This is a genomic window from Streptomyces sp. NPDC034049 (assembly GCF_055575575.1).
Genome location: NZ_JBVISJ010000002.1, coordinates 431,658 through 455,905 on the forward strand (window position 1 = coordinate 431,658; position 24,248 = coordinate 455,905).

Sequence of the window (24,248 nt, forward strand, 5' to 3'; positions counted from 1 at the left end):
CGGCCCGGCGTCAGAAGAAGTCCGCCCACGGCTGGTCCCAGATCTGCTTGACGGCCAGGACCAGGAACAGCAGGCCCGCGACGGCCAGCATGCCGTTGCTGACGATGCCGTTGCGCCATTCCCAGGGTGTGCGGGAGGAGTTCAGGAGCCAGAGGAGGGTGGCGGCGAGGAACGGCAGGAAGGCCGCGCCGAGGACGCCGTAGAGGATGATCAGGCGGAACGGCTGGCCCTGGAAGAGCAGGACGACGGGCGGGAAGGTCAGCCAGAGCAGGTAGGCGCGGAACGGCCAGGACTTCTCGTGCCGGCCGGAGGCGACCTCCTCGCCGGACACCGTGCCCTTCCGGCGGAAACGCTCCACGAAGTCCGCGAACATCAGGCTCACGCCGTGCCAGACGCCGATGAGGGAGGTGTACGAGGTGGCGAAGAAGCCGATCAGGAAGAACTTGGCGGTGGCCGTGCCGTACTCGTCGGCCAGGATGTCGCCGAGCTGGATGAGGCCCTTGTCGCCACTGGCGATGGCGATGTTGGCGGAGTGCAGCAGTTCGGCGCCCACGAAGAGCATCGCGATCACGAAGATGCCGGTCGTGATGTAGGCGACCCGGTTGTCGAGGCGCATGACCTTCATCCAGCCGGTGTTCGTCCAGCCCTTGGCGTTGACCCAGTAGCCGTAGGCGGCCAGCGTGATCGTGCCGCCGACGCCGCCGATCAGGCCGAGGGTGTTGAGGATCGAGTCCTTCTCGTCGGGCAGGACGGGCAGGAGTCCGGCGAAGGCGTCCGCGAGGTTGGGGGTGACGCGGATCGCCAGGTAGACGGTGACGACGAACATGACGCCCACCAGGACCGTCATGACCTTCTCGAAGACCTCGTACTTGTTGAACCAGACGAAGACCAGACCGCTCAGGCCGCACAGCACGGCCCACCACTTGAGGTCCATCACGTCGGGGAACAGCGCCTGGAGGGGCAGGGCGCTGGAGGACATCGCGGCGGCGCCGTAGACGAAGCCCCAGATCACGACGTAGACCACGAAGAACCACGTCGTCCAGCGGCCGAGGCTCGCCCAGCCGTCGAAGAGGGTGCGGCCGGTGGACAGGTGCCAGCGTCCGGCCGCCTCGGCGAGGGAGATCTTGACGAGGCAGCCGATGACGGCCGCCCACAGCAGGGTGTAGCCGAAGTTGCTGCCCGCGATCAGGGTCGCGACCAGGTCACCGGCGCCGACACCGGTCGCGGCGACGACGATGCCGGGGCCGATGTACCTCCAACTGGACTTGCGGGGTGGGGGGTTGGAGCCGGATGTCGCGGGTGAGTCGGTGGGGTTTCCCGTGGTGTCCGCCATGAGGGTCAAGAAACCCCAAGGGCGCCAGCATGACAAGAGGGCAAGCCCGGGGCGCCCCGCCAGGGGCGCCTTCGGACAAGAGGGCAAGCCCGGGCCCCGTCAGGGGCGCGGGGAACTGCGCGACCAGCCACGACGCAGCCGCAGACGAACGACGCACCGGCGGCACGGCAGACGGCGGCACGGCGGTACGGCAGACGGCGGGGCCCCGGCAGCCGGTGCCGCCGAACCCCGCCGCCCCCAGCGGAGCGCTACGGCTGTCGCCGTCCGCAGCCGTCCGCCCCGCACGTACCCAGCTCGAACCACACGGTCTTGCCCGACCCGTCCTGCTGACAGCCCCAGCGCCCCGCCAGCGCGTCCACCAGGAACATCCCCCTGCCGCTCTCCGATATCTCCGTCACCCGGCGCACCCGGGGCGGGCGGCCGTCCGTGTCCGACACCTCGCATCGCAGCACACCGTGGGCGGCCGACAGGGTCAGCTTCAGTCGGCTCTCCGCGTGCACCAGCGCGTTGGTGACCAGCTCGCTCACCAACAGCTCGGCCGTGTCGGTCTGGTCGAGCAGACCCCATCCCTCCAGCTGCCTGCGCACCTGCGCGCGGGCCTGTGCGGCGGCGGTGGGACGGGGGTCGTACTCGACGCTCAAGTGACCCGCGCCCATGGGTGGTTGGGGGTACGAAGCGAAATGGGGGCCGGAATCCGGAAGGAGACCCCCGGAGAGTTGCAGCATGCTTCCAGGGTTGCCGCCACGCGTACGCGGCACACGGGGAGGACTACCCGTTTCCGGCCGTGCATATACCTGTTTCCCGCCCGGGTACGTCCGCAATTGGGGGCCTACGCGGCTGATGGGCGAGTACGCGGTTGTGTAGGGCTTACGCGCGCCGTGAACCCCCGGCCTGTTCACCCCTGTTCCGGCCGTCCGCGCCGCCTCCCCGCCCCCACCCACTCTTGACCTGGTCATGCCAGAGCCGCACCATGAGCGCCACACCCGCACCAGGGCCGGCCGGGCACCCCGCGGTCACCGGCCAGGCCCGAGGCACGTCGCAAGGATCCACCCCCCAGCTCCACTCCCCACTTCCGGAGACCCCGGAATTCCTGGAGAAACTAGGAGACTTGATGCGACTCCGCATACGCGGCAGGGCGGCCACGCCCGACGGCACCGGCAGCACCGGCGGCAGATCCGGCCGCCGCACCGCCGCCCTCGCCACCCTGCTGGCGCTGGCCCTCGCCGCCCCGGTCGCCGCGACCACCACGGACGCGACGGCGACCAGCGCCGAGCGGCCCAGGGCCTCGGCCGACGACATCCGTCAGTACGAGGTCCACATGCACTCGGACAGCAAGTCCCGCACGGCGCTCCAGCGGTCCGGCGTCACCGTGGACGACGCCGACGACCACTCGGTGTTCGTCTCCGGCCGCGCGGACCAGATCAAGAAGCTGAAGCAGCAGGGGTACGAGATCACCCCGCTCGGCGCCGCCCCGGACCGGTCGAACGGCGAGGACGACGTACGGCTCTTCGACTTCCCGTCCGCCGACTCCCTCTACCACAACTACGCGGAGATGACGAACGAGATCAACTCCGTTGTCGCCGCCAACAGTTCGATCGCCAGCCAGCGGGTCATCGGCACCACGTACCAGGGCCGGAACATCGTCGCCATCAAGATCAGCGACAACGTCGGCACGGACGAGGCCGAGCCCGAGGTGCTGTTCACCCACCACCAGCACGCCCGTGAGCACCTCACGGTCGAGATGGCGCTCTATCTACTCAACGAGCTGACCTCCGACTACGGGACCGACTCCCGCGTCACCAACATGGTGAACAACCGCGAGATCTGGATCGTCCCGGACATCAACCCGGACGGCGGCGAGTACGACGTCGCGACGGGCTCCTACCGTTCGTGGCGCAAGAACCGGCAGCCCAACTCCGGTTCGACGGCCGTCGGCACCGACCTCAACCGCAACTGGAACTACCGCTGGGGCTGCTGCGGCGGCTCCTCCGGGTCCACGTCCTCGGAGACCTACCGGGGTACGGCCGCCGAGTCGGCGCCCGAGGTGAAGGTCGTCGCGAACTTCGTGCGCAGCCGGGTCGTCGGCGGCGTCCAGCAGATCAAGACGGCGATCGACTTCCACACCTACAGCGAGCTGGTGCTGTGGCCCTTCGGGTACACGACCGCCGACACCACGACCGGGATGACGGCGGACGACCGCAACGCGTTCGCGACGGTCGGCGGGAAGATGGCCGCGAGCAACGGGTACACACCCGAGCAGTCCAGCGACCTCTACATCACGGACGGGTCGATCGACGACTGGCTGTGGGGCAACCAGAAGATCTTCGGGTACACGTTCGAGATGTATCCGGGGTCGGCCGGGGGCGGCGGCTTCTACCCGCCCGACGAGGTCATCGCCCGGGAGACCGCGCGGAACCGGGACGCGGTGCTGCAGTTGCTGGAGAACTCGGACTGCATGTACCGGTCGATCGGCAAGGAAGCGCAGTATTGCGGCTAGGCCGCGCCGCTTGAGCCGCTGAGAGCTCGGGAACTTCCGTGAGTGGGGAACTGCGGGACCGTAGTGGCTGGTCGCGCAGTTCCCCGCGCCCCTTACGGGGCGGTGTCCTCGGGCTCTTCCTCCGCGGCAGCGTCCTCGGAACCGTCGTCGAAGTACGCGTCCAGGACCTCGTCGATCTGCTTCTCCCAGGCCGCGTGCTCCGACTTGGCCTTGGCCTCGATCTCCAGGAAGTACCAGCGGCGGTCGGGGGTGTGGACCGTGATGGTGAAACGCTTGCCGAAGAGGGGGGACTCCGTCTCGATCGCGCCGATCTCGTCCCAGGTGAACTCGCACTCCTGGTCGTCCAGGCGCAGCCGTACGCCGCTGCTGTCCGCGATGATCTTCGCGCGGCGGTCGGAGGCCTCGAAGACGGGGCCGTCCGACGGGGCCGCGGCCGCGTCGCCCACGTCATCGGTGTCGTCGGCGTCTGCGTCTGCGTCGTATGCGGCGGCGTTCTCCGCATCGGTTTCGGCCGCTTCGGTATCGGCTTCGGCTTGGCCTCCGGCCGAGGGCTCCTCGGTCTCCGCCGGTTCGGCGGACTCCGTCGGCCTGATGTCCTCCGGCTCCTCCTGCTTCTCCTTCTTCACGGTCACCGGGGCCGTGAGTCCGGGGATGTGCGACGGGTCGACCGCGGCTGCGGCGGCCAGGGGCTGGTTGTTCGAACCGATACGCTGCTCCACAGCGGGCAGTATGGTCGACGATCCTGTGTCGGGGACAGTCGGACCGGGCATATGTCCGTATCTGGGTTTCACGGCGTTCAGGCGAACACGCTCAATACCGCCGCTACCGCGAAGCCCGCCACCGACAGCACCGTCTCCAGGACCGTCCAGGTCCTGAGGGTGTCGCGTTCGCTGACGCCGAAGTACTTGGCCACGATCCAGAAGCCGCCGTCGTTGACGTGCGAGGCGAAGATCGAACCCGTCGAGACGGCCATGATGACGAGGGCCACGAAGGCCTGCGAGTGGTCGCCCCCGGCGAGGAGCGGCGCGACGATGCCGGCCGTGGTCACGATCGCCACCGTCGCCGATCCCTGGGCGACCCGCAGCACGACCGAGAGCAGGTAGGACAGGACGATCACGGGCAGGCCCACGTCGTTGAACGTGTCCGACAGTGCCTGCGCCACCCCGCTCGCCTTCAGTACGGCGCCGAAGACGCCGCCCGCGCCGACCACCAGCAGGAGTTGCCGACCGGCTCGAGCGAGGACGTCGACACCGTCTCCAGCGACGTGCGGGACCAGCCGCGGCGAATGCCGAGCAGGTAGTACGCGAGGAGGAGGGCGATCGTCAGCGCGACGAAGGGGTTGCCGAAGAACTCGACCACCGAGCGGAGGGTGGAGGGGTCCAGGGCGATCGAGGAGAAGGTCGCGGCGAGGATGAGGAGGAGCAGGCCGCCGGTGTGCGGGGGTTGTGGGGGGCGTGCTGAGCGCGGCCGGGTGCGGGGGTTCGTGGTTGCTCGCGCAGTTCCCCGCGCCCCTACAGGGCCTGCGGCCCTTCGGGCGCGGGGGACTCAGGCGTCCAGGACCGCCAGTGCGTCGATCTCGATCAGCAGGCCCGCCGGGAGGCCGACGTAGACCGTCGTGCGGGCCGCGGGGGCTGCTGTGAGGTGCTTCTCGAAGTACTCGTTGTAGATCGCGTTCATCTCGGCGAAGTGGTCCACGTCGGTGAGGTAGACGCGGATCATCATCACGTCGTCCCAGGTCGCGCCGCCCTCTTCCAGGATCGCCCGGACGTTGGCGAGGGTCTGGAGGGTCTGTGCGCGCAGGGTCGGGCCTGCGGGGGTGGGGGGCTCGCCCTCGACGGCGGGGAGGAAGCCGACCTGGCCCGCGACCTGGAGGATGTTGCCCTTCCGGACGCCGTGCGAGAACTTCGCGGGGGGTGCGGTGTGGGTCTTCGGGGTGAGGGCGATCTTGTCGGTCATAGCGGTTCCTTGTCCGTCATACGGGGTCTGACGTGGGGGTTCTGCCGGAGTACTCGCCGCTGATCGCGTCCGCGGTACGGCGGACCAGCGGGAGCAGGGTGAGGAGTTCGTCGGCGGTGACGACGACGTTGGGGGCCGAGACCGACATCGCGGCGACGACCCGGCCGTCGGTGCCCCGGATCGGCGCGGCGACGCAGTTGATGGACTCCTCGTGGCCGCCGAGGTCGGTGGCCCAGCCCTGTTCGCGGACCCGCGCCAGTTCCTTGAGGAAGGCGGCGGCGTTGGGGGTCGAACGGGACGTGTAGAGGGGGTAGTCGAGCTTCTCCGCGAGGGCGCGGCGCTCGGTCTCCGGGAGGTCGGCGAGCAGGAGTTTGGCGACTGCGGCGACCGTGATGGCGACCGGCTTGCCGATGCGGGAGTACATGCGGACCGGGTAACGGCTCTCCACCTTGTCGATGTAGTGGACCTCGTTCTCCTCGTGGACGGCGAGGTGGACGGTGTGGCCGCACTGTTCGTTGAGGCGCACCAGGTGGGGGTGGGCGATCTCGCGGATGTCGAGGTTCTCCACGGCCTCCTGGGCGAGGGCGAAGAGGCGGGCGCCGAGGCGGTAGCGCTGGTCGGACTGGCGGTAGACCAGGCCGTGTTCGTGAAGGGTGCGCAGGAGGCGCAGGGCCGTGGACTTGTGGACGCCGAGGCGGTCGGCGACCTGGCCGAGGTCGGCGGGGCCCTCGGCGAGCAGCGGCAGGATGCTGAGCGCGCGGTCGACGGTCTGGCTCATGGGGTGGGTACCTCCTCCTCGGCCCGGTCCGGTGCGTCAGTCCAGCCGGGGGCGAGTCGAAGTGTCCCCCACGCGTCGTCGTCCAGGGCGGCGAGGCGGTCGGCGTGGTCCCGCCGGGGTGGGACGGCGAGGTCGCCGGGGACGGTGAGGGTGGCCGCCGCCATGAGGTGGCCGTGGCGGAGGCGGGCCTTGGCGGGGAGGGCGCGGAGGGTGGCGGAGAGGAAGCCGGCGGCGAAGGCGTCGCCGGCGCCGGTCGCTGCCGCGACCTGGACGGTGGGGGCGGGGACGAACGTCGTCGTGTCCGTGACCGGCCGGGTGCGCGTCGTCTCGGGGTCGCCCGCGGTGGGGGTGGGGTCGGGGACGTGCCGGGGGGTCTCCGTCCTCGGTCCGGCGGGCGCCGTCGGGTGGGGAAGTGCCCGGTGGTGGACGACGGCCGCTGCGGGCGGACACCCCCCGGCACGCCCCCTTCCGTCCGTGCGCGGCCGGTCCGGGCGTGGGGGCGTGTGCGCGAACAGGGTGGCTCCGCGCGCTCCTTGTTTCACCACGAGGGTGGTCGGCTCCGGCAGGAGTGCGCGGATGGCTGTGGGGCCGCCGGTGACGCCCCAGGCCTGCTGTGCCTCGTCCTCGCCGACGAAGACGAGGTCGGCGCGGCGGGCCAGTTCGAGGAGGACGCCGGGGCCGTCGGTGTCGCGCCAGAGGCCCGGGCGGTGGTTGACGTCGAAGGAGACCAGGGGGCGGTGGTCGGGGCGTGGGGTCGTCAGGTCGCGGAGCAGGCGCAGGCAGTCGTCGGAGAGGGCCGCCGTGATGCCGGAGAGGTGCAGGACGCGTCCGGCGTGTACCGCGGCGAGGTCCACGGTCCGCGTCGACATCGCCGAGGCGGCCGAACCGGCACGGTAGTAGGCGACTTCGTGGGCGTCCGTGGCGCGGTCGCCCGCGGTGCGGAAGTAGACGCCCGTCGGGCGGGCGGGGTCGCGGCGCACGGAGGTCACGTCGACGCCGTAGGAGCCGATCTCCTCCAGCAGGTGGTCGCCGAAGCCGTCGGCGCCGACCCGGCTGACCCAGCGCGCCGTGTGGCCGGCGGCGGCCAGTACGCAGGCCACGTTGGACTCCGCGCCGCCGATGGCCCGGTCGAAGGAGGGGACGTCGGCGAGGCGTCCGGGGCGGGTGGGCAGGAAGGTGACCATGGACTCGCCGAGCGCGACTACGTCGACGGCGGCGGGAGCGGCGTCGGGAGTACGGAGTCCGTCGGCGGTCACGATGGCGGGGGCTCCTCGTCGCGTGGGTTGGGGCGGGGCGGCACCGTTGACCCGGCGTCGGCTGGGATGTTAGACAGCAGTGAGCGACATACGCAATGAGCGTTGCATATATTGCAACGCCCTTCGTCAGGGAGATCCCATGGGTGTCGAGAGTGTCGAAGCGTCGGCCCGGCTGGCGGAGGAACGCGTCGACCACCGGTTCAAGGGACTGCCGCCGGACGCCGACGGCCTGACGGTGGCCGAGCTGGCCGCGCAGCGCCGGAACCTGTTCACCGGCGGTTTCACCACGCCTGTGCTCGCTCTCTCCGCCGAGCGCCTGGAGCACAACCTGGCGCTGATGGAGACCTACTCCGCGCGCCACGGCCTCGCCTTCGCCCCGCACGGCAAGACCTCCATGGCGCCGGAGCTGTTCCGGCGGCAGATCGAGCGCGGCGCCTGGGGCATCACCCTCGCCGTGCCCCACCAGGTGCGGGTGGCACGGGAGTTCGGCATCGAGCGGGTCTTCCTCGCCAACGAGCTCGTCGATCCGGTCGCCCTGCGCTGGATCGCCGACGAGCTGGCGGCCGACCCCGCGTTCCGGCTCGTCTGTTACGTCGACTCGGTGCGCGGCGTGGAGCTGATGGACGCGGCGCTGCGGGGTGGCGCGCGCCCGGCACGCCCCGTGGACGTCGTCGTGGAGCTGGGCGCCGGCGAGGGTGCGCGCACCGGCGTGCGTACGGAGGCCGAGTGCGCGGCGGTCGCGGACGCGGTGGCCCGCGTCGACACGCTGCGCCTCGTCGGTGTCGCCGGGTACGAGGGCGAGGTGCCGGAGGCCGACCCGGAGCGGGTGGGGGCGTGGCTGCGCCGGCTCACCGCGCTGGCCGTCGACTTCGACAAGGCGGGGCGGTTCGCGGGGCTGGACGAGGTGATCGTCAGCGCGGGCGGCAGCGCCTGGTTCGACGCGGTGGCCGAGGTCTTCGCCGAGCTGCCCGAACTGTCCGTGCCCGTACTGAAGTTGCTGCGCTCCGGCGCGTACGTCTCGCACGACGCCGGGCACTACCGCCGGATCACCCCCTTCAACCGGATCCCGGAGGAGGGCGCCCTGGAGCCCGCCTTCCGGCTCTGGGCCCAGGTCGTCTCCCGCCCCTCCCCCGAGCAGGCCTTCGCCAACGCGGGCAAGCGCGACGCCGCGTACGACCTCGATCTGCCGTCGGTGGAGGTGGTGCGGGACGCGGGGACGGGCGCGGTCCGCGACGCCACCGGGATCACGGTGACGGGGCTGTCCGACCAGCACGCCTGGCTGCGCACGGAGTCCGGCGCGCCGGTGGAGGTCGGCGACTGGGTCGGGCTGGGGCTGTCGCATCCGTGCACGTCGTTCGACAAGTGGAAGCTGATTCCGGTGGTGGAGGCGGACGGGACCGTGACGGACTACGTCCGTACGTACTTCTGAGCCCGGCCGCCGAGTCCTGAGAGGTGACCCCCATGGACGACCTGGTCCTCCGTGACGCCGAGGTCGTGGACGGCTCCGGCGACCCCTCCTACCGCGCCGACGTGGTCGTGACCGGCGGCAGGATCACGTCGATCGTCAAGGAGGCGGCCGCGGCGGGATGCCAGCGGCCCAAGGCCCGGCGGGAGATCGACGCCGAGGGCCTGGCGCTGGCCCCCGGCTTCATCGACATGCACGCCCACAGCGACCTCGCGCTCCTGCGGGACCCCGAGCACACCGCGAAGGCCGCCCAGGGGGTGACCCTGGAGGTCATCGGCCAGGACGGCCTGTCGTACGCCCCCGTCGACGACCGCACCCTCGAAGAGGTCCGCCGCGCGATCACCGGCTGGAACGGCTACGGCGAGGACGTCGACTTCACCTGGCGCTCGGTCGGCGAGTACCTGGACCGGCTCGACCACGGCTTCGGGGGCGAGGGCATCGCCGTGAACGCCGCGTACCTCGTCCCGCAGGGCACGGTCCGGATGCTCGCCGTGGGCTGGGAGGACCGGGAGGCCACCCCCGAAGAGCTGGACCGCATGCGGGAGTTGGTGGCGGCGGGGCTGCGGGAGGGCGCGGTCGGGATGTCGTCGGGGCTGACGTACACCCCCGGCATGTACGCGAAGGACGCCGAACTCACCGAGCTGTGCCGGGTGGTGGCGTCGTACGGCGGCTACTACTGCCCGCACCACCGCTCGTACGGGGCGGGCGCGCTCCGGGCCTACGAGGAGATGGTGAGGCTGACCCGTGAGGCCGGCTGTGCCCTGCACCTGGCCCACGCGACGATGAACTTCGGGGTGAACGAGGGCCGTGCCCCAGAGCTCCTCGCGCTCCTGGACGACGCGCTCGCGACGGGCGCGGACATCTCCCTCGACACCTATCCCTACACCCCCGGCTGCACGACCCTCGTCGCGATGCTGCCGAGCTGGGCGGGCGAGGGCGGGCCCGAGGCGGTCCTCGCACGGCTGGCGGACGACGACACGGCCGAGCGGGTCCGGCACCATCTGGAGGTCGTGGGCGCCGACGGCTGCCACGGCGTGCCCATCGAGTGGGACACCATCGAGATCTCGGGCGTCGCCGACCCGGCGCTGTCGTCGTACGTGGGCCGGACGGTCGCGCGGTCGGCGAAGGCGCGCGGTGAGGAGCCCTGGGCGACCGCCCGTCGGCTGCTCGTCGAGGACCGGCTCGGCACGACGATCCTCCAGCACGTCGGGCACGAGGAGAACGTGCGGACCATCATGCGCCACCGTGTGCACACCGGCGGTTCCGACGGCATCCTGCGCGGGGACAAGCCGCATCCGCGCGCGTACGGGACGTTTCCCCACTATCTCGGCCGGTACGTGAGGGAGTTGGGCGTGCTCTCCCTGGAGGAGTGCGTCGCCCATCTCACCTCACGTCCCGCCGCGCGGCTGCGCCTCGCGGACCGGGGACTCGTCCGCGAGGGGTACCGCGCCGACCTGGTCCTCTTCGACCCGGCGACCGTGGCCGCGGGATCGACCTACGAGGCCCCCCGCACCCTGCCCACCGGCATCCCGTACGTCCTGGTCGACGGCCGCTTCGTCATCGAGGACGGCCGCCGGACGGACGTACTGGCGGGCCGGGCGGTGCGCAGGACGGCGGCCCTGTAGGGGGCGCGGGGAACTGCGCGAGAAGCCCCACCGGCCCGCGGACGGAGAACCGCCCGCGGGACCCCGGTGGTCTCGACGGCCGACCCGAGCGGAGCGCTACGGCTTGGGGAGCACGCAGCCGGCCGCGGACAGGTCGAGCTTGTTGTCCACGCCGAAGCAGGCGGGGACGTGCCAGGTCTGCTGGGCGTAGTTGATGCCCTGACGGACGGTCACGGTGCCGTTCGCGTCGACCTCGCAGGGGTTGTTGACGGTGCAGCGCTCGCCGCTCTCGTTGCCGGTGTTGTTGACCCCGACGACCTTGTTGGTGGCGACGTTGACCACCGGGGAGCCCGAGGTGCCGCCGATGGTGTTGCAGGCGGAGGTGTAACGGATGGAGTCCTTCCAGGTCCAGTCACCCTCCTTCAGGCGGTACGCGAACCCGTCGACCCCGCAGGTGTAGATCCGCTTCCAGTACCCGGAGACGACGCTGATGGCGGTGCCGGCGGTCGGGCGGGCGGTGTCGTAGACGAGCGCGTCGATGCCGTACGTGCTCTTGATCTGCGCGTACGTGGTGGTGAGCTGGTACACCGCCATGTCCGTGTCGGTCATCGTGCCGTACGCGATCTTGCTGGCGCGCAGGGTGCCGACGCGGGTGCCGGCGGAGTTGAGCAGACCGAAGGTGCGGGTGGAGGCCCGGTCGACGATGACCTGTCCGGGGGTCGGGAAGCCGGTCTCCAGACAGTGCCCGTTGGTCATGACCAGCGCAGGGTCGTTGTCCTCGGAGTCGGGCATCCGGACGACCGAGCCGGAACAGTTGCTGAGCGAGACGGTGCCGGCGAAGTTGACGGCCTGCGCCGCCGGGGCCGGGCCCGCGAGGTCGGCGACGGTCTTGTCGACGGTGTCGACGACGCCGCCGACCACGCTCCGCACGGTCGCGTCCGCCGACTTCCCGGGTGCCGCCGCTTCCGGCGCCGCGACCGCCGGTGCCGCGCCGGCCCCGGTGATCACCAGGGCGGCCAGCGAGGCAACGAGAGGCTTTCTCATGTGGGGGTCCCCTCACTACAGCTATAGGGCTGCGTGGTGGCAGAAGATCTTCCGGCCACCGCAGTTTGTCATGCGCATTGTGAGGGCGATGTGGAGGACGAGCAAGGAGTTGGTTCCGGCCGCGCGATCTTCGGCCAGGGGTGGGGGGCCGGGGGGCGAGATCGGGTGAACCGAGGGCGGGCCGTGGTTACTTGGGGTCCTTGGTCGCGCCCTGGCCCCGGCCCTGGTTGCCGTTGGAGTTGCCTCGGGAGGAGGGGGCCTCGGTGGCGGAGGCGGTGGTGGACGGCGGGGCCGAGGTGGCGGTGGGCGACGCGGAGCGCGACGGCTCGCCGGTGGTGGCGGAGGAGGTCGGGGACGTGGAGGCGTCCGGCGAGGAGTCGCCGGACGACGTCACGGCACCCGGGTCGGAGGTCTCGCCGGCCGACGGGGCGGCGGTGTCCCCGTCCCCGGTGCGGCCGTCGGACGTGGCGGACGGGACGGATCCCGGGGTGTCGGGCGACCCCTTCTCCGAGGTGCCGAGCCCGGCCAGCACCGCTGTCATGGCGCCGACCAGCACCGCGGCGCCGATCCCGCCCGCGACCAACGCGCCACGCCGGCGGGCCCGTCGCCGCCCGAGCCTGCCCCGCCGCCCGTCGACGGCCCGCGCCCGCCGCCCGGCCCCCACACCCTCCGGACCACCGGACCGACCGGGTGCGTCAGGGTCCGGTGCGTCGACGCCGTACGGGGCGCGGCCTCCGTGAGGCGCGTCATCGCCGTGGGACGGACCACCGCCGTAGACCGCGTCGGCTCCGTGGAGCGCATCGGCTCCGTAGGACGTCTGCTCCCCGTACGGCAGGCCGGGCCCGTCCGGGCCGCGCGCGCCCGTGGGCGCACCGGCGGCGGGGCCGTTCCCGGCCGGGCCCGGCGCGGGCGGCACGATCTCGTCCAGTTGGACCGTGTCGTCGTAGGCGTTCTGCCAGCCGTGGGCGGCGGCCGGGTCCGCGAAGATCTCGTAGGCGGGGGTGGAGTGGGGGTCACCGACGGGGAGGTACACGTTCGGCGGTGTCCCGGCGTCGGCCTCGTTCCGGTCCGGCCCGTGCGCGCTGTCCACGCCGCCCACCCCATTCATCGCGTTCCACTGCCTTCGTGTCGTGGGCCGTACGCCCAGGTCTCAGGGGCCGAACGCCCAGGTCTCGGCGGCGGACGGCCAGGTCCGTGCGGTCGGCGGCCGTACGGTGGGGGGTCGGCCGGACCTGCTCGCGGATTGTAGAGAGGAGGCGGCCGGGGCGACAGCGGCGGGGCATTTCGGGGTAATGCGGCCGTCCCACGTGGTGGAAAACACGGCCCGGAAGGCGTTACCGGGCCGTAAGCTCACGGACATGCAGGTGATCCAGTCGACCAAGCTCGCCAACGTCTGTTACGAGATCCGGGGCCCGGTGCTCGAGGAGGCGATGCGGCTTGAGGCGGCGGGGCATCGGATCCTCAAGCTGAACACGGGCAACCCGGCGGCGTTCGGCTTCGAGTGCCCGCCCGAGATCCTGGAGGACATCCTCCGGAACGTGTCCAGCGCCCATGGATACGGCGACGCCAAGGGCCTGCTCGCCGCACGCCGGGCCGTCGTGATGCACAACCAGACCCTCGGCATCGAGACGGACGTCGAGCACGTCTTCATCGGCAACGGCGTCTCCGAGCTGATCGTGATGGCCATGCAGGGCCTGCTCGACGACGGCGACGAGGTCCTCGTGCCGTCCCCGGACTATCCGCTGTGGACGGCGGCGGTCTCCCTGTCCGGCGGTACGGCCGTGCACTACCGCTGCGACGAGCAGTCCGACTGGATGCCGGACCTCGCGGACGTCGAGCGGAAGGTCACCGACCGCACCAAGGCGATCGTCATCATCAACCCGAACAACCCGACGGGCGCGGTGTACGACGAGGCGGTCCTGCGCGGGCTGACGGACATCGCGCGCCGCCACAACCTGCTGGTCTGCTCGGACGAGATCTACGACAAGATCCTCTACGACGGTGCCACGCACACCCCGACGGCCTCGGTCGCCCCCGACCTGCTGACCCTCACCTTCAACGGCATGTCGAAGGCGTACCGGGTGGCCGGCTACCGGGTGGGCTGGATGGCGATCTCCGGCCCGCGCGCCCACGCCGACTCCTACATCGAGGGTCTGACGATCCTCGCGAACATGCGGCTGTGCGCGAACATGCCGGGGCAGCACGGGGTGGTCGCCGCGCTCAGCGGACGGCAGACCATCAACGACCTGGTGCTGCCGGGCGGGCGGCTGAAGGAGCAGCGGGACGTCGCGTACGAGCTGCTCACGCAGATCCCGGGTGTCTCGTGCGTGAAGCCGAAGGGGGCGCTGTATCTGTTCCCGCGCCTCGATCCGAACGTCTTCAAGATCAAGGACGACCGGCGGATGGTCCTCGACCTGCTCCGGCAGGAGAAGATCATGGTGGTGCAGGGCACCGGCTTCAACTGGGCCGAACCCGACCACTTCCGGGTCGTGACGCTGCCGACGGTGGGGGACCTGCGGTCCGCGATCACCCGGATCGGGAACTTCCTGGACGGGTACGGGCAGGCCTGACACCGCGCGGCGAGTACGGCGAACCAGGGCTTTCGGACCTCGCTCAACTTTAGACCGAATCTAAGGTAGAGTGGTCGTCCGAGAGCTTGGAGGTCATCCCATGTACGAGCCGATCCGCACCAAATCGGTCCACACGATGGCCGGCCCGACCTCCGGCGACTTCCCTCACCGCTCGCGTGAGGAAGAGCTGGACATCCAGCTCGCGGGTCATCTGGCGGCGCTGCTGGCAGTGACCGACGAACTCCGCACGCTGACCCCTTCCGCCGACCTCGACGCGGCCGCGGAGGCGCTGGCCGCGCAGGTCGCCCGGCTGAGGGGCGGTCTGCCTCCCGTACGCGTCGCCGCCGCCGGCGGGGGCGAGGGTGACGTCGCCGGTCTGCACCGCAGGGCGCACGCGCTCGCGGGGCGGGCGCTCGTCGTCGCCGCGTCGCGGGCGGACACGGCGTCGGCGATTCTGGCGGCTTCGCGGATGGACGCGCATGCGGCTGTGCCGCTGAGTGCGTAGCCGCTCGGGGGTAGCTGTTTCGCCGGCGGGTGCGGGTGCGTGGGGCTTCTCGCGCGGTTCCCCGCGCCCCTGAAAAGCAGGGGCTGCGCCCCGTGCTCTTCAGGCCCGCAGGGCAGTGGTCTTCCAGGCCCGCAGGGGCCTGAAGCTTTCAGGGGCGCGGGGAACCGCGCGAGAAGCCCCCACCGGAGCCGCACCCGGCATCCCACCCCGCCCTCCCCGGAGGGCCGTGGCATACCGGGACCACCGCTTCATCCCCCGTTCACCGGCCCACACAAGGAACGTTGGGTTCCGCGGAGCACCCTCCCCGTGTGAGACGAATAGCGGGAATCGTCCTCGCGGTCCTGCTGATCGGCGGCGTGGTGGCAGCCGTCGTGGCGGGCCGGCAGACCGAGGACACGAGCACGGCAACGAAGACCGTGCGAGGCGTGATCGGGTCGGAGAAGGCGGAGTTCTTCGCCGACCCGGAGGTGGTGAAGGCCCTGGCCGCCCAGGGCTACACCGTGAAGACGGAGACGTCGGGATCCTGGGCCATGGAGGACCTCGATCCGAAGGGGTACGACTTCGCCTTCCCGTCCAGCAAGGCGCCCGCCGACGAGCTGGCCGAGAAGTACGGCGTGCGCGAGCCGCTGCCCCGTCCCTTCTACTCGCCCCTCGTCGTGGTGGCCCACCGGAGCGCCGCCGAAGTGCTGCGGCAGAACCGGCTGGCCACGCTCGACCAGGGCCGGGGCGTCCTCGACATGGACGCGTATCTGAAGGCCGCCGAGGACGGGCGGACGTGGCAGGACCTCAAGGGGGCGGAGAAGTACGGCGAGTTGAGGGGGCTCCTCTACATCGCCACCACCGACCCGACCACCTCCAACTCGGGCGCGCTCTACCTCGCCGCCGCCTCCGAGGTCGCCAACGGCGGACGGGTGGTCGCGGACAAGGCCGGCCTCGACCGGACCGCGCCCCTCATGCGCGAGCTGATCAGCGTGCAGGGTGCCCAGCAGCCGAGCACCGACGCGGCGTTCCGCGACTTCGTCAGCGGGGTCGGCAATCCGCTCGTCCTGGTCTACGAGTCGCAGGTCGCCGCCCTGCTGGCGGAGGGCCAGGTCGTCGAGGACCTGGTCGTCCTCTACCCGGACACCACCGTGTTCAGCGACCACACCGTCGTACCGGTCACGGACGAGGGCCGGGCACTCGGCGAACTCCTCGCCACCGACCCGACGTTGCGCGAACTGGCCGCCCGGCACGGGTTCCGGCCGCAGGGCGCGGCCACCGAGTTCACGGCGGCGACCGCCGACCACACCACCTACCTGATGCAGAAGCTCACCGTCCGGCAGGCGCCCGTGCCCACCTCCGAGGTGCTGCACGAGATGGCGCGCCGGTCCAGGGGCCAGTAGGACGACGGGGGAACAGCACTGATGAACATCGACAACGGCGCCGGCGACAGCGCCTTCACCCTCACCCCTCCCGAGCCGGTCGCGGCCGTGCCCCGGGACAAGGCCGGCGGGCTCGTGCCGGTGGAGGAGTCCGTACGGACGGACATGGCCCGCAAGGCCGAGGAGTACGTACGGGGGCTCGCCGCCCTCGACGCCCGCTCGCCGGAGTTCGCCGGCCGGGTCGGGGAGATCACCGCGCTCGGCGCGGGCGAGATGCGCAGTGCCGCCGCGCAGTCCAACCGGATGCTGGAGCGGACCGTGCGCAGCCTCCCCGGCAAGGGCGGCGACGCCCAGTCGCAGGTCGCGGGCTCGCTCGTGGAGCTTCGGCGGGTCGTGGAGGATCTGGACCCGCGCGACCTGCCGGCGAGCAAGGGGCGCAAGCTGCTGTCCCGACTACCGGGCGGCAACAAGCTGCGCGACCACGTCGCCAAGTACGCCTCCGCACAGGGGACGTTGAACAGGATCGTGGGCTCCCTGCGGGGCGGGCAGGACGAACTGCGGCGCGACAACGCCGCGTTGCAGACCGAGCGGGTCCGGCTCTGGGAGACCATGGGCAAGCTCCAGGAGTACGTCGTCCTGACCGAGGCCCTGGACACGGCCGTCGAGGCGCACATCGCCTCCCACGTCGACGCGACCGACCCCCAGCAGGGCGACACCCTGCGGGCCGACGTGCTCTTCCCGGTCCGGCAGAAGCATCAGGACCTGCTCACCCAGCTGGCCGTCTGCGCCCAGGGCTACCTGGCCATGGACGTCGTACGGCGCAACAACGAGGAGCTGGTCAAGGGCGTCGACCGGGCCGCGACGACCACGGTCTCGGCGCTGCGCATCTCCGTGATGCTCGCCTCCGCGCTCGACAACCAGCGGAAGGTCGTCGACCAGGTCAACGCGTTGCGCGGTACGACGGAGGACCTGATCCGGGGCAACGCGGAGATGCTCGCCACGCAGAGCGGCGAGATCCAGCGCATCGCCGCCGACCCGGCCGTCGGCGCGGAGACCCTCCGCTCGGCGTTCCAGCAGATCTACCGCACCCTCGACGCGATCGACACCTACAAGGCGCGGGCGACGGAGACCATGGCCACGACCGTCGAGTCCCTGACCTCCGAACTCCAGCACGCCACGCGGTACTTGGAGCGCAGCCGGAACCAGGGAGCGCTGGAAGGGGGTGGGCTCGTATGAGAGTACGTACGACGGTGGGGCTCGCCCTGACAGCCGCGGCGGCCCTCCTGGCCACCGCCTGCACCGCCGCCGACCGGGCCGCGCCCGACCCCGCCGAGGCGACCGCGTACGTCCCCGGCACCCTCCGTGTCCTCGCCTCCAGCGAACTCGCCGACATGAAGCCGGTGTTGGCGCAGGTGGAGAAGGACACCGGGATCAAGGTCCGGCCCACCTACATGGGCACCCTCGACGCCGTCGAACTGCTCACCGAGCAGCGCGCGAAGGGCTCGTACGACGCGGTGTGGCTGTCCTCCAACGACTATCTGCGGCTCCGCCCGGAGGCGGCGAAGCAGGTCGTGTCGGAGACCCCGGTGATGTCCAGCCCGGTCGCGATCGGCGTACGGAAGGAGACCGTGGCGGAGCTGGGCTGGAAGCCGGCGGACGTCACCTGGTCGGACGTCGAGAAGGCCGTGGCGGAGGGGAGACTGACGTACGGCATGACCGACCCGACCCGTTCCCACTCCGGTTTCGCCACGCTCGTCTCGGTCGCGTCGGGCCTCTCCGACGCCCAGTCGGCGCTGACGGACGCGGACGTCGCACGGGCGACGCCCCGGCTGAAGGAGTTCTTCGCGGGACAGAAGCTGACCTCGGGATCGTCGGGATGGCTCGCGGCGGCGTACGACCGGCGCGGTGACGTCGACGCGCTGCTCAACTACGAGTCCGTGCTGGAGTCCCGCGAGGACCTGACGGTGATCCGGCCGCGCGACGGCGTCGTCACCGCCGACTACCCGCTCTCCTCCCTCGCCTCCACCGGCAAGGAGGTCCGGGACGACGTACGCCGGCTCGCGGACGCGCTGCGCACCCCGGACATCCAGCGGCTGATCACCGAGCGGACGCTGCGCCGCCCGGTCGTCGCCTCCGTGCCGCCCGCGGCCGGCCTCGACACCACCCGCCGCCGCGAACTCCCCTTCCCCGGCAGCCGTTCCGTCGCCGACGGCCTGATCGACGCGTACGAGAACGAGCTGCGCCGTCCGTCGCGGACCGTGTACGTCCTGGACACCTCGGGCTCGATGGAGGGCGACCGGCTCGACCGGCTGAAGACCGCGCTCACCGAGCTGACCGGCGACTTCCACGACCGGGAGGAGGTCACCCTCATGCCGTTCGGGTCGGACGTGAAGAGCGTACGGACCCATGTCGTACGGCCCGAGGACCCGAGGGCCGGGCTCGACGGCATCCGCGCCGACACCCGGGGCCTGTCCGCCGGCGGCGACACCGCGATCTACACCTCGCTGCGGAAGGCGTACGAACATCTCGGCAGCGGCGACCGGGACACCTTCACCTCGATCGTGCTGATGACGGACGGCGAGAACACGGAGGGCGCGAGCCCCGCCGACTTCGACGCCTTCTACGACCGGCTGCCCGCCGCCGAGCGGCAGATCCCCGTCTTCCCGATCCTCTTCGGCGACTCCGACCAGGACGAACTGGAGCACATCGCCGACCTGACCGGCGGCCGTCTCTTCGACGCCCGGCAGGGGTCGCTGGACGGCGCCTTCGAGGAGATCCGTGGCTACCAGTAGGTTCATGGCGTACGTCGAGTCCCGCAAGAACCTCACCGGCAGCGCGCTCGGGGTCGCCGGGCTCGGGCTGACCTTCGCGGGGGCGGCGGGACCGTACTGGCCGGTCGTGGTCGTCGGGCTGTACGGCGCGGGCGCGCTGATCGCCCCGCCGGAGCGGGTGGCGCCGCCGGACTTCCCGGATCCGTCCGCCCAACTCGACGAGGTGCGGGCCGACTTCGGCACGTTGCGTGCGTATCTCGCCGACATCGAGCTGCCGCCCGCGGCGGCCGGCCGGCTCACCGAGCTGACGGAACTCCTCGCGGCCCTCCTCGATCCCGGCTGGGTCGCGGAGGTGCTCGCCCATGACCCCGAGGGTGTCCACGCCCTCTCCCGGGCGGTCCGTCAGGACGTTCCCGAGGCCGTCGACACGTTCGTCCGGACACGCTGGTGGACCCGCCTGACCCCGGGCACGGAACCGCCGGAGCGGCACCTTGAGCGCCAACTCGGGCTGTTGCAGGAGGAGTTGTCCCGACTGGCGACCGCCCTGCGCGACACGGAGGCGCGCCGACAGGAGTCCCATACGCGCTATCTGGAGGACCGGTCGGGGTGAGGGGCGCCCAGTAGCTCGGGGGCGCGGGTGCGTTGGCGGGTGCGGGTGCGGGTGCGTGGGGGCTTCTCGCGCAGTTCCCCGCGCCCCTGAAAGACCAGGCCCTCCGGGCCTGAAAGGCGACGGGCTGCGGGATGAAAAGCACGGGGCGCAGCCCCGCTTTTCAGGGGCACGGGGAACTGCGCGAGCAACCCCCACGCACCCGCACCCGACAACGCACCCCCCGGCCCCCTTCACCCCGCACTCGCCAGAATCACGATCAGCAACACCACCCCCACCACCACGGCCAACACCTTCAACGCCGCGTACGGAGACGGGGGCTGATCCGGCGGAGCCACCGGCACCGGGACCGACGTCGGCCGCGGCCCGTTGAACACGTCGTGCCCGGTGACGGCGGCCCGCGTGCACCAGGGACAGGTCGGCAGGTGGGAGCCGTACGTGTGCAGGGGCCGCACCGTGCAGGCCCGCACCTGGCCGCGCTCCTTGTCGAGGGCCCGGAGCCACGCCTCGGCCTGCGGCCGCGCGTCGGGGTCCTGCACCCCGGGCCCGAACGCGGCCCGGGCGAGGGCGAGGAGCTCGGTCGGCAGGACGGACGGGTCGATCGTGCCGCGCGGGATGGTGACCCGCTCGGGACGGACGACATAGCTGCAGCTCGCGGCGATGTTGTCCTTGACGGTCGACTCGGAGGCGCTCTCGTGCGGCACCCCGCCGAAGGGGTGGTTGCCGGCGGTGAGCAGCTGGTAGACGAGGACGGCCAGGGCGAAGTCGTCGCTCTGCCGTGTCGCGGGGCCGCCGGTCTGGCGCTCGGGGGACGAGTAGTCGGTGGTGTGCATCAGGCACGGGAAGAGTTCCCCGGTGACCGGGTCGGTGAAGGCGATGGAGTCGCAGTCGAGGAAGGTGACGAACCCGTTGGCGTCGACGACGACATTGCTGCTGGAGAAGTCGCCGATGACGAGGTTGTCGTAGTGCATCCGGGCCGTCATGAAGGCGAGGTTCCAGGCGACGCCCAGCAGGAAGCGCCAGTCGGCCCGGTCCGGGAAGAGCTTCAGGCGCTGGACGCGGGTGAACAGGCCGACCAGCTGGACATGTCGGGGTTCCCCGAAGCGGCGCATGGCGTAGCCGAGGAACGCGCCGTTCGCGTCCCGGGCGATCGCGGTGGGCCACGCCAGCTCCGGCGGCTGGCTGGCGTCCGTGGGCCGGGCGGCCAGCGGTGACATGGTCAGCATCCGGGCCAGCCGCCGTTCCTGGTCGGGCCCCGGGGTGTCCCGGTAGATCTTGACGACGATGCTCGTGTCCCCCTCCACCGGGAACACGGCTGCCTGCCCACCCCCTTTCAACGGCAACTCGGCCAGAGTGACCCGCCTACCGTCGAGAAAGACCGTGCGGCCGCTCATGGCCGTACCTCCGCGTGTTCGTCGAGGCGGTCGTCACCGCTGATGAGCTGGGGGCGCGCTCATCGCCGGATTGGTGCGGACGGCGCGCAGCAGGGTCTTGTCGTCGGCGTTGAGGGCGGTGAGGCGGTCGGAGCGCAGGAGGGCGGCCAGGTTGGGGTCGCGGTCGTCCTCGGCGGCGGAGTCGAGGGAGCGGAAGACGGCGTCGGCGAACGAGGTGTTCGGTGACTGCGCGCCGTCGCCGGACCGGTTGAGCATGGCCTGCGCGAGCCCGTCCGTGGAGAGGAGCACCCCGTCGACTCCGTCGTCCAGGACGCATTCGGTGTGGGTCCAGCGCGTCACGTCCGGCGAGGTCAGGAACACCGTCTCGTTGCTGTACTCGCTCGCCGCCGCGGCCTGCGGCAGCAGATGGAACTGCCGCTCCCCCTCCTCGGTCCCGGCCCGGACGACGACGAACCCGTCGCCCACGGAGAGGTGCCCGAGCCAGCCGGGAGCGAGCACCACCACCGTGAGGGTGGTCGCGAAGTCGGGCGCGTCGGCGCCGGTCCGGTCGAGGAAGTCCTCGCTGACGTCGCGCAGCGCCTCCCGCAGCAGCTCGTGCACGGCCTCCCCCGGCCGTATCTCCGCGGCCGCCTCGGCCCGCCGTACGAAGTGGTCCGTGGCGAGCCCGACCGCGAGCCGGGCGCCCTCCTCCGAGCGGGGCCGGCTGCCGGCCCCGTCGGCGACGGCGAGCACGGCGACGGAGGGCGTGGCGGCGGCGGCACAGGCGTCCTGGCAGGGCAGGCCCTGGCGCCGGTGCCGGTAGCCCTCGACGCTCAGGCCGTGGATCCGCCAGGGCGGGGCGGCGTTCACCTCACGCCTCCCAGGCGGGGCGTTGGGTCTTGAACTGGCTGAAGATCTTCTCGAACACCTCGTCCCCCGCCCCCTTCTGCTCGGCGTTGGCGCTGGCGGACATCATCTGGAGCAGCTCCCGGAACGGGAAGCCCTGCAACCGGGCGTTGAACTTGGGTGCGAACGCCCGCAGCACGGACTCGCCCATGTCGGTGATCCCGCCGACCCCGATCGCGTACAGCCGGAAACGGCGGGCGCGCTGCTCCTCGGCGAGGACGGGGACCAGCCGGTGCCAGGAGTCGGTGAGATGGCCGGTCGGGTCGGTGGGCAGACCGTCGGTGACGAGGCAGATCTGCGGCCGGTAGTACTGCAGGCCGGACGCCCGCAGCTCGCTCTTGCGGGCGGCGACGATGTGCATCGCCAGCTCCAGCGCCTCGGTCATCAGGGTGACCCCGGCGGCCGTGAGCTGCGGGGCCTGGAAGGCGTGCGCGGGTATGAAGGGGCTCGTCCGGGTGCGCGGGTCGAGCAGCTGGGGGCCGCGCCAGGCGCCGACGCCCTGTCCGCCGAAGGTGACGACGGCGACCTCCACGCTGTAGCTGAGGCTGACGTCGTCGTGGAGTTCCCTGGTCCACTCGGCGAGCGCGTTGTTGAGTGTCTGGATGGGCTGGCCGGCCATGGAACTGGACGTGTCGAGACAGAGCACGAGCGGCATGCGCTGGGCGTTGTTCTCGAACTCGATGTCGGCGTACTCGGCCGGCAGCGTGGGCGGGTATTCGCTGTGCATCGTCATCCCCCTGTGTTTCTGATGGTGCTGTGCTGTGCTCGGTGGGCGTGCCGCCCACCGTGCTGATGCCTGGCGCTCCGCGGACGGTGGCGGGTGCCTGGCGCCGTGGGGATCACCTGGGTGTGCCCTTGGCGTGCCGCGCCGCCGTCGGCGGGAAGGCGTACAGGACGTCGGAGTCGGGTTCGGGTGCGTCGGTGACGTCGACGAGACCGCCGGGCGCGGGTGGCGGTCGCCCCGGCTCGGCCCATACCGCCCGGCGCAGCACCCGGTCGATCTCGACGTATCCCTGCGGGTGCAGTTCGGTCCGGACGACCGCGGTCCGGGCCCCGCCACGGACGCCCACCTGCCGCCCGTGGCGGGGCCCGGAGGCCACCCGCAGCCGGGTGGTGCTCTCGTCCCCGCCGTCGCCGTCACCGCCCCCGTGGCCGGCCGCCGCGCCGCTGCCGTTCCCTCCGGCGCCGGCGCTGCCGCCCCCGCCGCGCGCCGCGTGCGCCGGCGTGGTCCGGGTGGGAGCGACCCGCGCGAACCCGCCGAACCCGCCGACCGCCCGGCCGGGAGAGGGCGCCCGGTGCCCCACGGCGACCGGGCCCCTGGACCTCCGGATGACGATCACGAAGGCGAGGAGCAGGAGCGCGAGCAGGAGTGCCATCCAGAAGGCGGTCCAGGTGGCGCTGCTGTAGCCGGATCCGGCGTCCTCGTCGTCGGGGGTGCCGACCGCGTTGTTCGCCTTGTCGTCCTGGTCGCCGTCACCTTCACCCTGGCCACCGAGTGCGCCGGCCGAGGTGGAGGGGGTGCTGCTCCCGCCCTTGTCGACCTCGGTGACGGTGAAGCTGTTGGCGTCGGGATCGGCGGCGAAGTCCGTCAGATCCGATCCCTTGAGCTTGGCCGACCGCCCCTCGCCGGGGCTGACCACGCGGCACAGCTGGTTGTCGTCGGCACAGAGACCGTTCGCCTTGAGGTCGGCCCGTGTGTGTTCCGTCAGCCGGTCGATCGTGGCGTCGGGGTGGATGAGCAGTTCGTCGAAGACGAGGAGCAACGCCGTGCCGCCCTGTCCCGTGCGCGCGCCCTTCGGCACCTGCACCACCACCGGGTGGGTGCTGTCCTTCAGTTGCTCCAGGACCGTGGAGCGGTCGTCACCGAGGTCCTCGTAGCCCAGCGGCTCCCTGAGGGTGATCACCACGGGTCCCTCGGCCGTCCGTCCGACCCAGCAGGCCAGCTGTTTCATGAACCCGTCGTCCGGGCACGGGTCGTCGGCCGCGACCGACGGCCCCGGGGGAACCAGCCCGACCAGCAACCCCAGCAGCACACCGAGAAACGACAAACGCCCGATCGCACCCATCGCCCAACCCCCCGTGGCCTGAAAGGCACGCCCCCGCGGCCCTGAAAAAGCCCACCCCATAGTGGAGCAGGCAGCCGGGCGGCCGGAAGGGTTTGGTGAATTCCGCCGATGGAATTACGGCGAGTTACGCCGACGTTCGATCAGTATGCTTTTCAC

Annotated in this window: 21 protein-coding genes and 1 pseudogene; 9 read left to right on the plus strand and 13 right to left on the minus strand. The window is 71.6% G+C overall.

What is annotated here, in order from left to right; all coding sequences use genetic code 11:
• Positions 1–10: 10 nt before the first annotated feature.
• Together ACZ52C_RS06735 and ACZ52C_RS06740 are read right to left on the minus strand one after the other, a co-directional pair.
• Entirely contained in the window at positions 11–1,333 is a 1,323-nt protein-coding gene (locus ACZ52C_RS06735) for an Nramp family divalent metal transporter (protein ID WP_469073724.1), read from the minus strand.
• 248 nt (positions 1,334–1,581) lie between these two features.
• Positions 1,582–1,989 (minus strand): ATP-binding protein, encoded by a 408-nt coding sequence (locus ACZ52C_RS06740; RefSeq protein WP_469073725.1) that lies wholly within the window; start codon positions 1,987–1,989, stop codon positions 1,582–1,584.
• Positions 1,990–2,444: 455 nt separating this feature from the next.
• Between ACZ52C_RS06740 and ACZ52C_RS06745 the strand changes: the two genes are divergently transcribed.
• Positions 2,445–3,830, plus strand: a complete 1,386-nt coding sequence (locus ACZ52C_RS06745) for a M14 family metallopeptidase (protein WP_469073726.1) — start codon at positions 2,445–2,447, stop codon at positions 3,828–3,830.
• A 92-nt stretch (positions 3,831–3,922) separates the two neighbouring features.
• Here ACZ52C_RS06745 and ACZ52C_RS06750 read toward each other — a convergent pair whose 3' ends face one another.
• From ACZ52C_RS06750 to ACZ52C_RS06770, 5 genes and pseudogenes are all read right to left on the minus strand, one after another.
• On the minus strand, positions 3,923–4,549 hold the full coding sequence (locus ACZ52C_RS06750; RefSeq protein ID WP_469073727.1) for a hypothetical protein: 627 nt from the start codon (positions 4,547–4,549) through the stop codon (positions 3,923–3,925).
• 77 nt (positions 4,550–4,626) lie between these two features.
• A pseudogene (locus tag ACZ52C_RS06755) lies at positions 4,627–5,261 on the minus strand (GntP family permease); the annotation flags it as partial.
• A 114-nt stretch (positions 5,262–5,375) separates the two neighbouring features.
• Complete coding sequence (locus ACZ52C_RS06760; protein WP_469073728.1) at positions 5,376–5,786, minus strand: RidA family protein; 411 nt, start codon at positions 5,784–5,786, stop codon at positions 5,376–5,378.
• A 16-nt stretch (positions 5,787–5,802) separates the two neighbouring features.
• A complete protein-coding gene (locus ACZ52C_RS06765) occupies positions 5,803–6,564 on the minus strand; it encodes an IclR family transcriptional regulator (protein ID WP_469073729.1) in 762 nt (253 codons plus the stop codon).
• Positions 6,561–7,820 carry a sugar kinase gene (locus ACZ52C_RS06770; RefSeq protein WP_469073730.1) on the minus strand — a complete coding sequence of 420 codons (1,260 nt, stop codon included), beginning with the start codon at positions 7,818–7,820 and terminating at the stop codon, positions 6,561–6,563. The genes ACZ52C_RS06765 and ACZ52C_RS06770 overlap by 4 nt, the downstream gene beginning before the upstream one ends.
• A gap of 139 nt (positions 7,821–7,959) precedes the next feature.
• Between ACZ52C_RS06770 and ACZ52C_RS06775 the strand changes: the two genes are divergently transcribed.
• Together ACZ52C_RS06775 and ACZ52C_RS06780 are read left to right on the plus strand one after the other, a co-directional pair.
• On the plus strand, positions 7,960–9,249 hold the full coding sequence (locus tag ACZ52C_RS06775; protein ID WP_469073731.1) for an amino acid deaminase: 1,290 nt from the start codon (positions 7,960–7,962) through the stop codon (positions 9,247–9,249).
• 32 nt (positions 9,250–9,281) lie between these two features.
• A complete protein-coding gene (locus tag ACZ52C_RS06780) occupies positions 9,282–10,910 on the plus strand; it encodes an N-acyl-D-amino-acid deacylase family protein (RefSeq protein WP_469073732.1) in 1,629 nt (542 codons plus the stop codon).
• A gap of 96 nt (positions 10,911–11,006) precedes the next feature.
• On the opposite strand, the gene ACZ52C_RS06785 is transcribed toward ACZ52C_RS06780, so the two are convergent.
• Positions 11,007–11,933, minus strand: a complete 927-nt coding sequence (locus ACZ52C_RS06785; RefSeq protein WP_469073733.1) for a trypsin-like peptidase domain-containing protein — start codon at positions 11,931–11,933, stop codon at positions 11,007–11,009.
• 187 nt (positions 11,934–12,120) lie between these two features.
• A complete protein-coding gene (locus ACZ52C_RS06790; protein ID WP_469073734.1) occupies positions 12,121–13,023 on the minus strand; it encodes a hypothetical protein in 903 nt (300 codons plus the stop codon).
• 268 nt (positions 13,024–13,291) lie between these two features.
• Between ACZ52C_RS06790 and ACZ52C_RS06795 the strand changes: the two genes are divergently transcribed.
• The 6 genes from ACZ52C_RS06795 (at position 13,292) to ACZ52C_RS06820 (ending at position 19,750) form a co-directional block, all read left to right on the plus strand.
• Positions 13,292–14,503 carry a pyridoxal phosphate-dependent aminotransferase gene (locus tag ACZ52C_RS06795; protein ID WP_469073735.1) on the plus strand — a complete coding sequence of 404 codons (1,212 nt, stop codon included), beginning with the start codon at positions 13,292–13,294 and terminating at the stop codon, positions 14,501–14,503.
• A 100-nt stretch (positions 14,504–14,603) separates the two neighbouring features.
• Positions 14,604–15,008, plus strand: coding sequence for an SCO4983 family protein (locus ACZ52C_RS06800; protein ID WP_469073736.1), 405 nt, complete (start codon positions 14,604–14,606; stop codon positions 15,006–15,008).
• 308 nt (positions 15,009–15,316) lie between these two features.
• Positions 15,317–16,390 carry a hypothetical protein gene (locus ACZ52C_RS06805; protein WP_469073737.1) on the plus strand — a complete coding sequence of 358 codons (1,074 nt, stop codon included), beginning with the start codon at positions 15,317–15,319 and terminating at the stop codon, positions 16,388–16,390.
• Between the two features lie 21 nt (positions 16,391–16,411).
• Positions 16,412–17,605, plus strand: a complete 1,194-nt coding sequence (locus tag ACZ52C_RS06810) for a toxic anion resistance protein (RefSeq protein WP_469073738.1) — start codon at positions 16,412–16,414, stop codon at positions 17,603–17,605.
• Complete coding sequence (locus tag ACZ52C_RS06815; protein ID WP_469073739.1) at positions 17,602–19,161, plus strand: substrate-binding and vWA domain-containing protein; 1,560 nt, start codon at positions 17,602–17,604, stop codon at positions 19,159–19,161. The genes ACZ52C_RS06810 and ACZ52C_RS06815 overlap by 4 nt, the downstream gene beginning before the upstream one ends.
• A gap of 4 nt (positions 19,162–19,165) precedes the next feature.
• The gene (locus tag ACZ52C_RS06820; RefSeq protein ID WP_469074160.1) at positions 19,166–19,750 is read left to right on the plus strand and encodes a hypothetical protein; all 585 of its coding nucleotides are present in this window, start codon (positions 19,166–19,168) and stop codon (positions 19,748–19,750) included.
• A gap of 230 nt (positions 19,751–19,980) precedes the next feature.
• Here ACZ52C_RS06820 and ACZ52C_RS06825 read toward each other — a convergent pair whose 3' ends face one another.
• The 4 genes from ACZ52C_RS06825 to ACZ52C_RS06840 form a co-directional block, all read right to left on the minus strand.
• Positions 19,981–21,141 (minus strand): hypothetical protein, encoded by a 1,161-nt coding sequence (locus ACZ52C_RS06825; RefSeq protein ID WP_469073740.1) that lies wholly within the window; start codon positions 21,139–21,141, stop codon positions 19,981–19,983.
• Between the two features lie 33 nt (positions 21,142–21,174).
• Positions 21,175–21,990: a PP2C family serine/threonine-protein phosphatase gene (locus tag ACZ52C_RS06830; RefSeq protein ID WP_469073741.1), complete on the minus strand. Its 816-nt coding sequence runs from the start codon at positions 21,988–21,990 to the stop codon at positions 21,175–21,177.
• 1 nt (position 21,991) lies between these two features.
• Positions 21,992–22,753 (minus strand): vWA domain-containing protein, encoded by a 762-nt coding sequence (locus tag ACZ52C_RS06835; protein WP_045559265.1) that lies wholly within the window; start codon positions 22,751–22,753, stop codon positions 21,992–21,994.
• Positions 22,754–22,865: 112 nt separating this feature from the next.
• On the minus strand, positions 22,866–24,074 hold the full coding sequence (locus ACZ52C_RS06840) for a hypothetical protein (RefSeq protein ID WP_469073742.1): 1,209 nt from the start codon (positions 24,072–24,074) through the stop codon (positions 22,866–22,868).
• Between the last annotated feature and the right edge of the window lie 174 nt (positions 24,075–24,248).

What these genes read in the sequence shown, in the direction of transcription:
- ACZ52C_RS06800 (WP_469073736.1), top strand. Translation starts at nt 14,604, where the DNA reads ATGTACGAGCCGATCCGCACCAAATCGGTCCACACGATGGCCGGCCCG.
- ACZ52C_RS06795 (WP_469073735.1), top strand. Translation starts at nt 13,292, where the DNA reads ATGCAGGTGATCCAGTCGACCAAGCTCGCCAACGTCTGTTACGAGATC.
- ACZ52C_RS06815 (WP_469073739.1), top strand. Translation starts at nt 17,602, where the DNA reads ATGAGAGTACGTACGACGGTGGGGCTCGCCCTGACAGCCGCGGCGGCC.
- ACZ52C_RS06820 (WP_469074160.1), top strand. Translation starts at nt 19,166, where the DNA reads ATGGCGTACGTCGAGTCCCGCAAGAACCTCACCGGCAGCGCGCTCGGG.
- ACZ52C_RS06740 (WP_469073725.1), bottom strand. Translation starts at nt 1,989, where the DNA reads ATGGGCGCGGGTCACTTGAGCGTCGAGTACGACCCCCGTCCCACCGCC.
- ACZ52C_RS06735 (WP_469073724.1), bottom strand. Translation starts at nt 1,333, where the DNA reads ATGGCGGACACCACGGGAAACCCCACCGACTCACCCGCGACATCCGGC.
- ACZ52C_RS06765 (WP_469073729.1), bottom strand. Translation starts at nt 6,564, where the DNA reads ATGAGCCAGACCGTCGACCGCGCGCTCAGCATCCTGCCGCTGCTCGCC.
- ACZ52C_RS06835 (WP_045559265.1), bottom strand. Translation starts at nt 22,753, where the DNA reads ATGCACAGCGAATACCCGCCCACGCTGCCGGCCGAGTACGCCGACATC.
- ACZ52C_RS06825 (WP_469073740.1), bottom strand. Translation starts at nt 21,141, where the DNA reads ATGAGCGGCCGCACGGTCTTTCTCGACGGTAGGCGGGTCACTCTGGCC.
- ACZ52C_RS06760 (WP_469073728.1), bottom strand. Translation starts at nt 5,786, where the DNA reads ATGACCGACAAGATCGCCCTCACCCCGAAGACCCACACCGCACCCCCC.
- ACZ52C_RS06810 (WP_469073738.1), top strand. Translation starts at nt 16,412, where the DNA reads ATGAACATCGACAACGGCGCCGGCGACAGCGCCTTCACCCTCACCCCT.
- ACZ52C_RS06775 (WP_469073731.1), top strand. Translation starts at nt 7,960, where the DNA reads ATGGGTGTCGAGAGTGTCGAAGCGTCGGCCCGGCTGGCGGAGGAACGC.
- ACZ52C_RS06745 (WP_469073726.1), top strand. Translation starts at nt 2,445, where the DNA reads ATGCGACTCCGCATACGCGGCAGGGCGGCCACGCCCGACGGCACCGGC.
- ACZ52C_RS06780 (WP_469073732.1), top strand. Translation starts at nt 9,282, where the DNA reads ATGGACGACCTGGTCCTCCGTGACGCCGAGGTCGTGGACGGCTCCGGC.
- ACZ52C_RS06785 (WP_469073733.1), bottom strand. Translation starts at nt 11,933, where the DNA reads ATGAGAAAGCCTCTCGTTGCCTCGCTGGCCGCCCTGGTGATCACCGGG.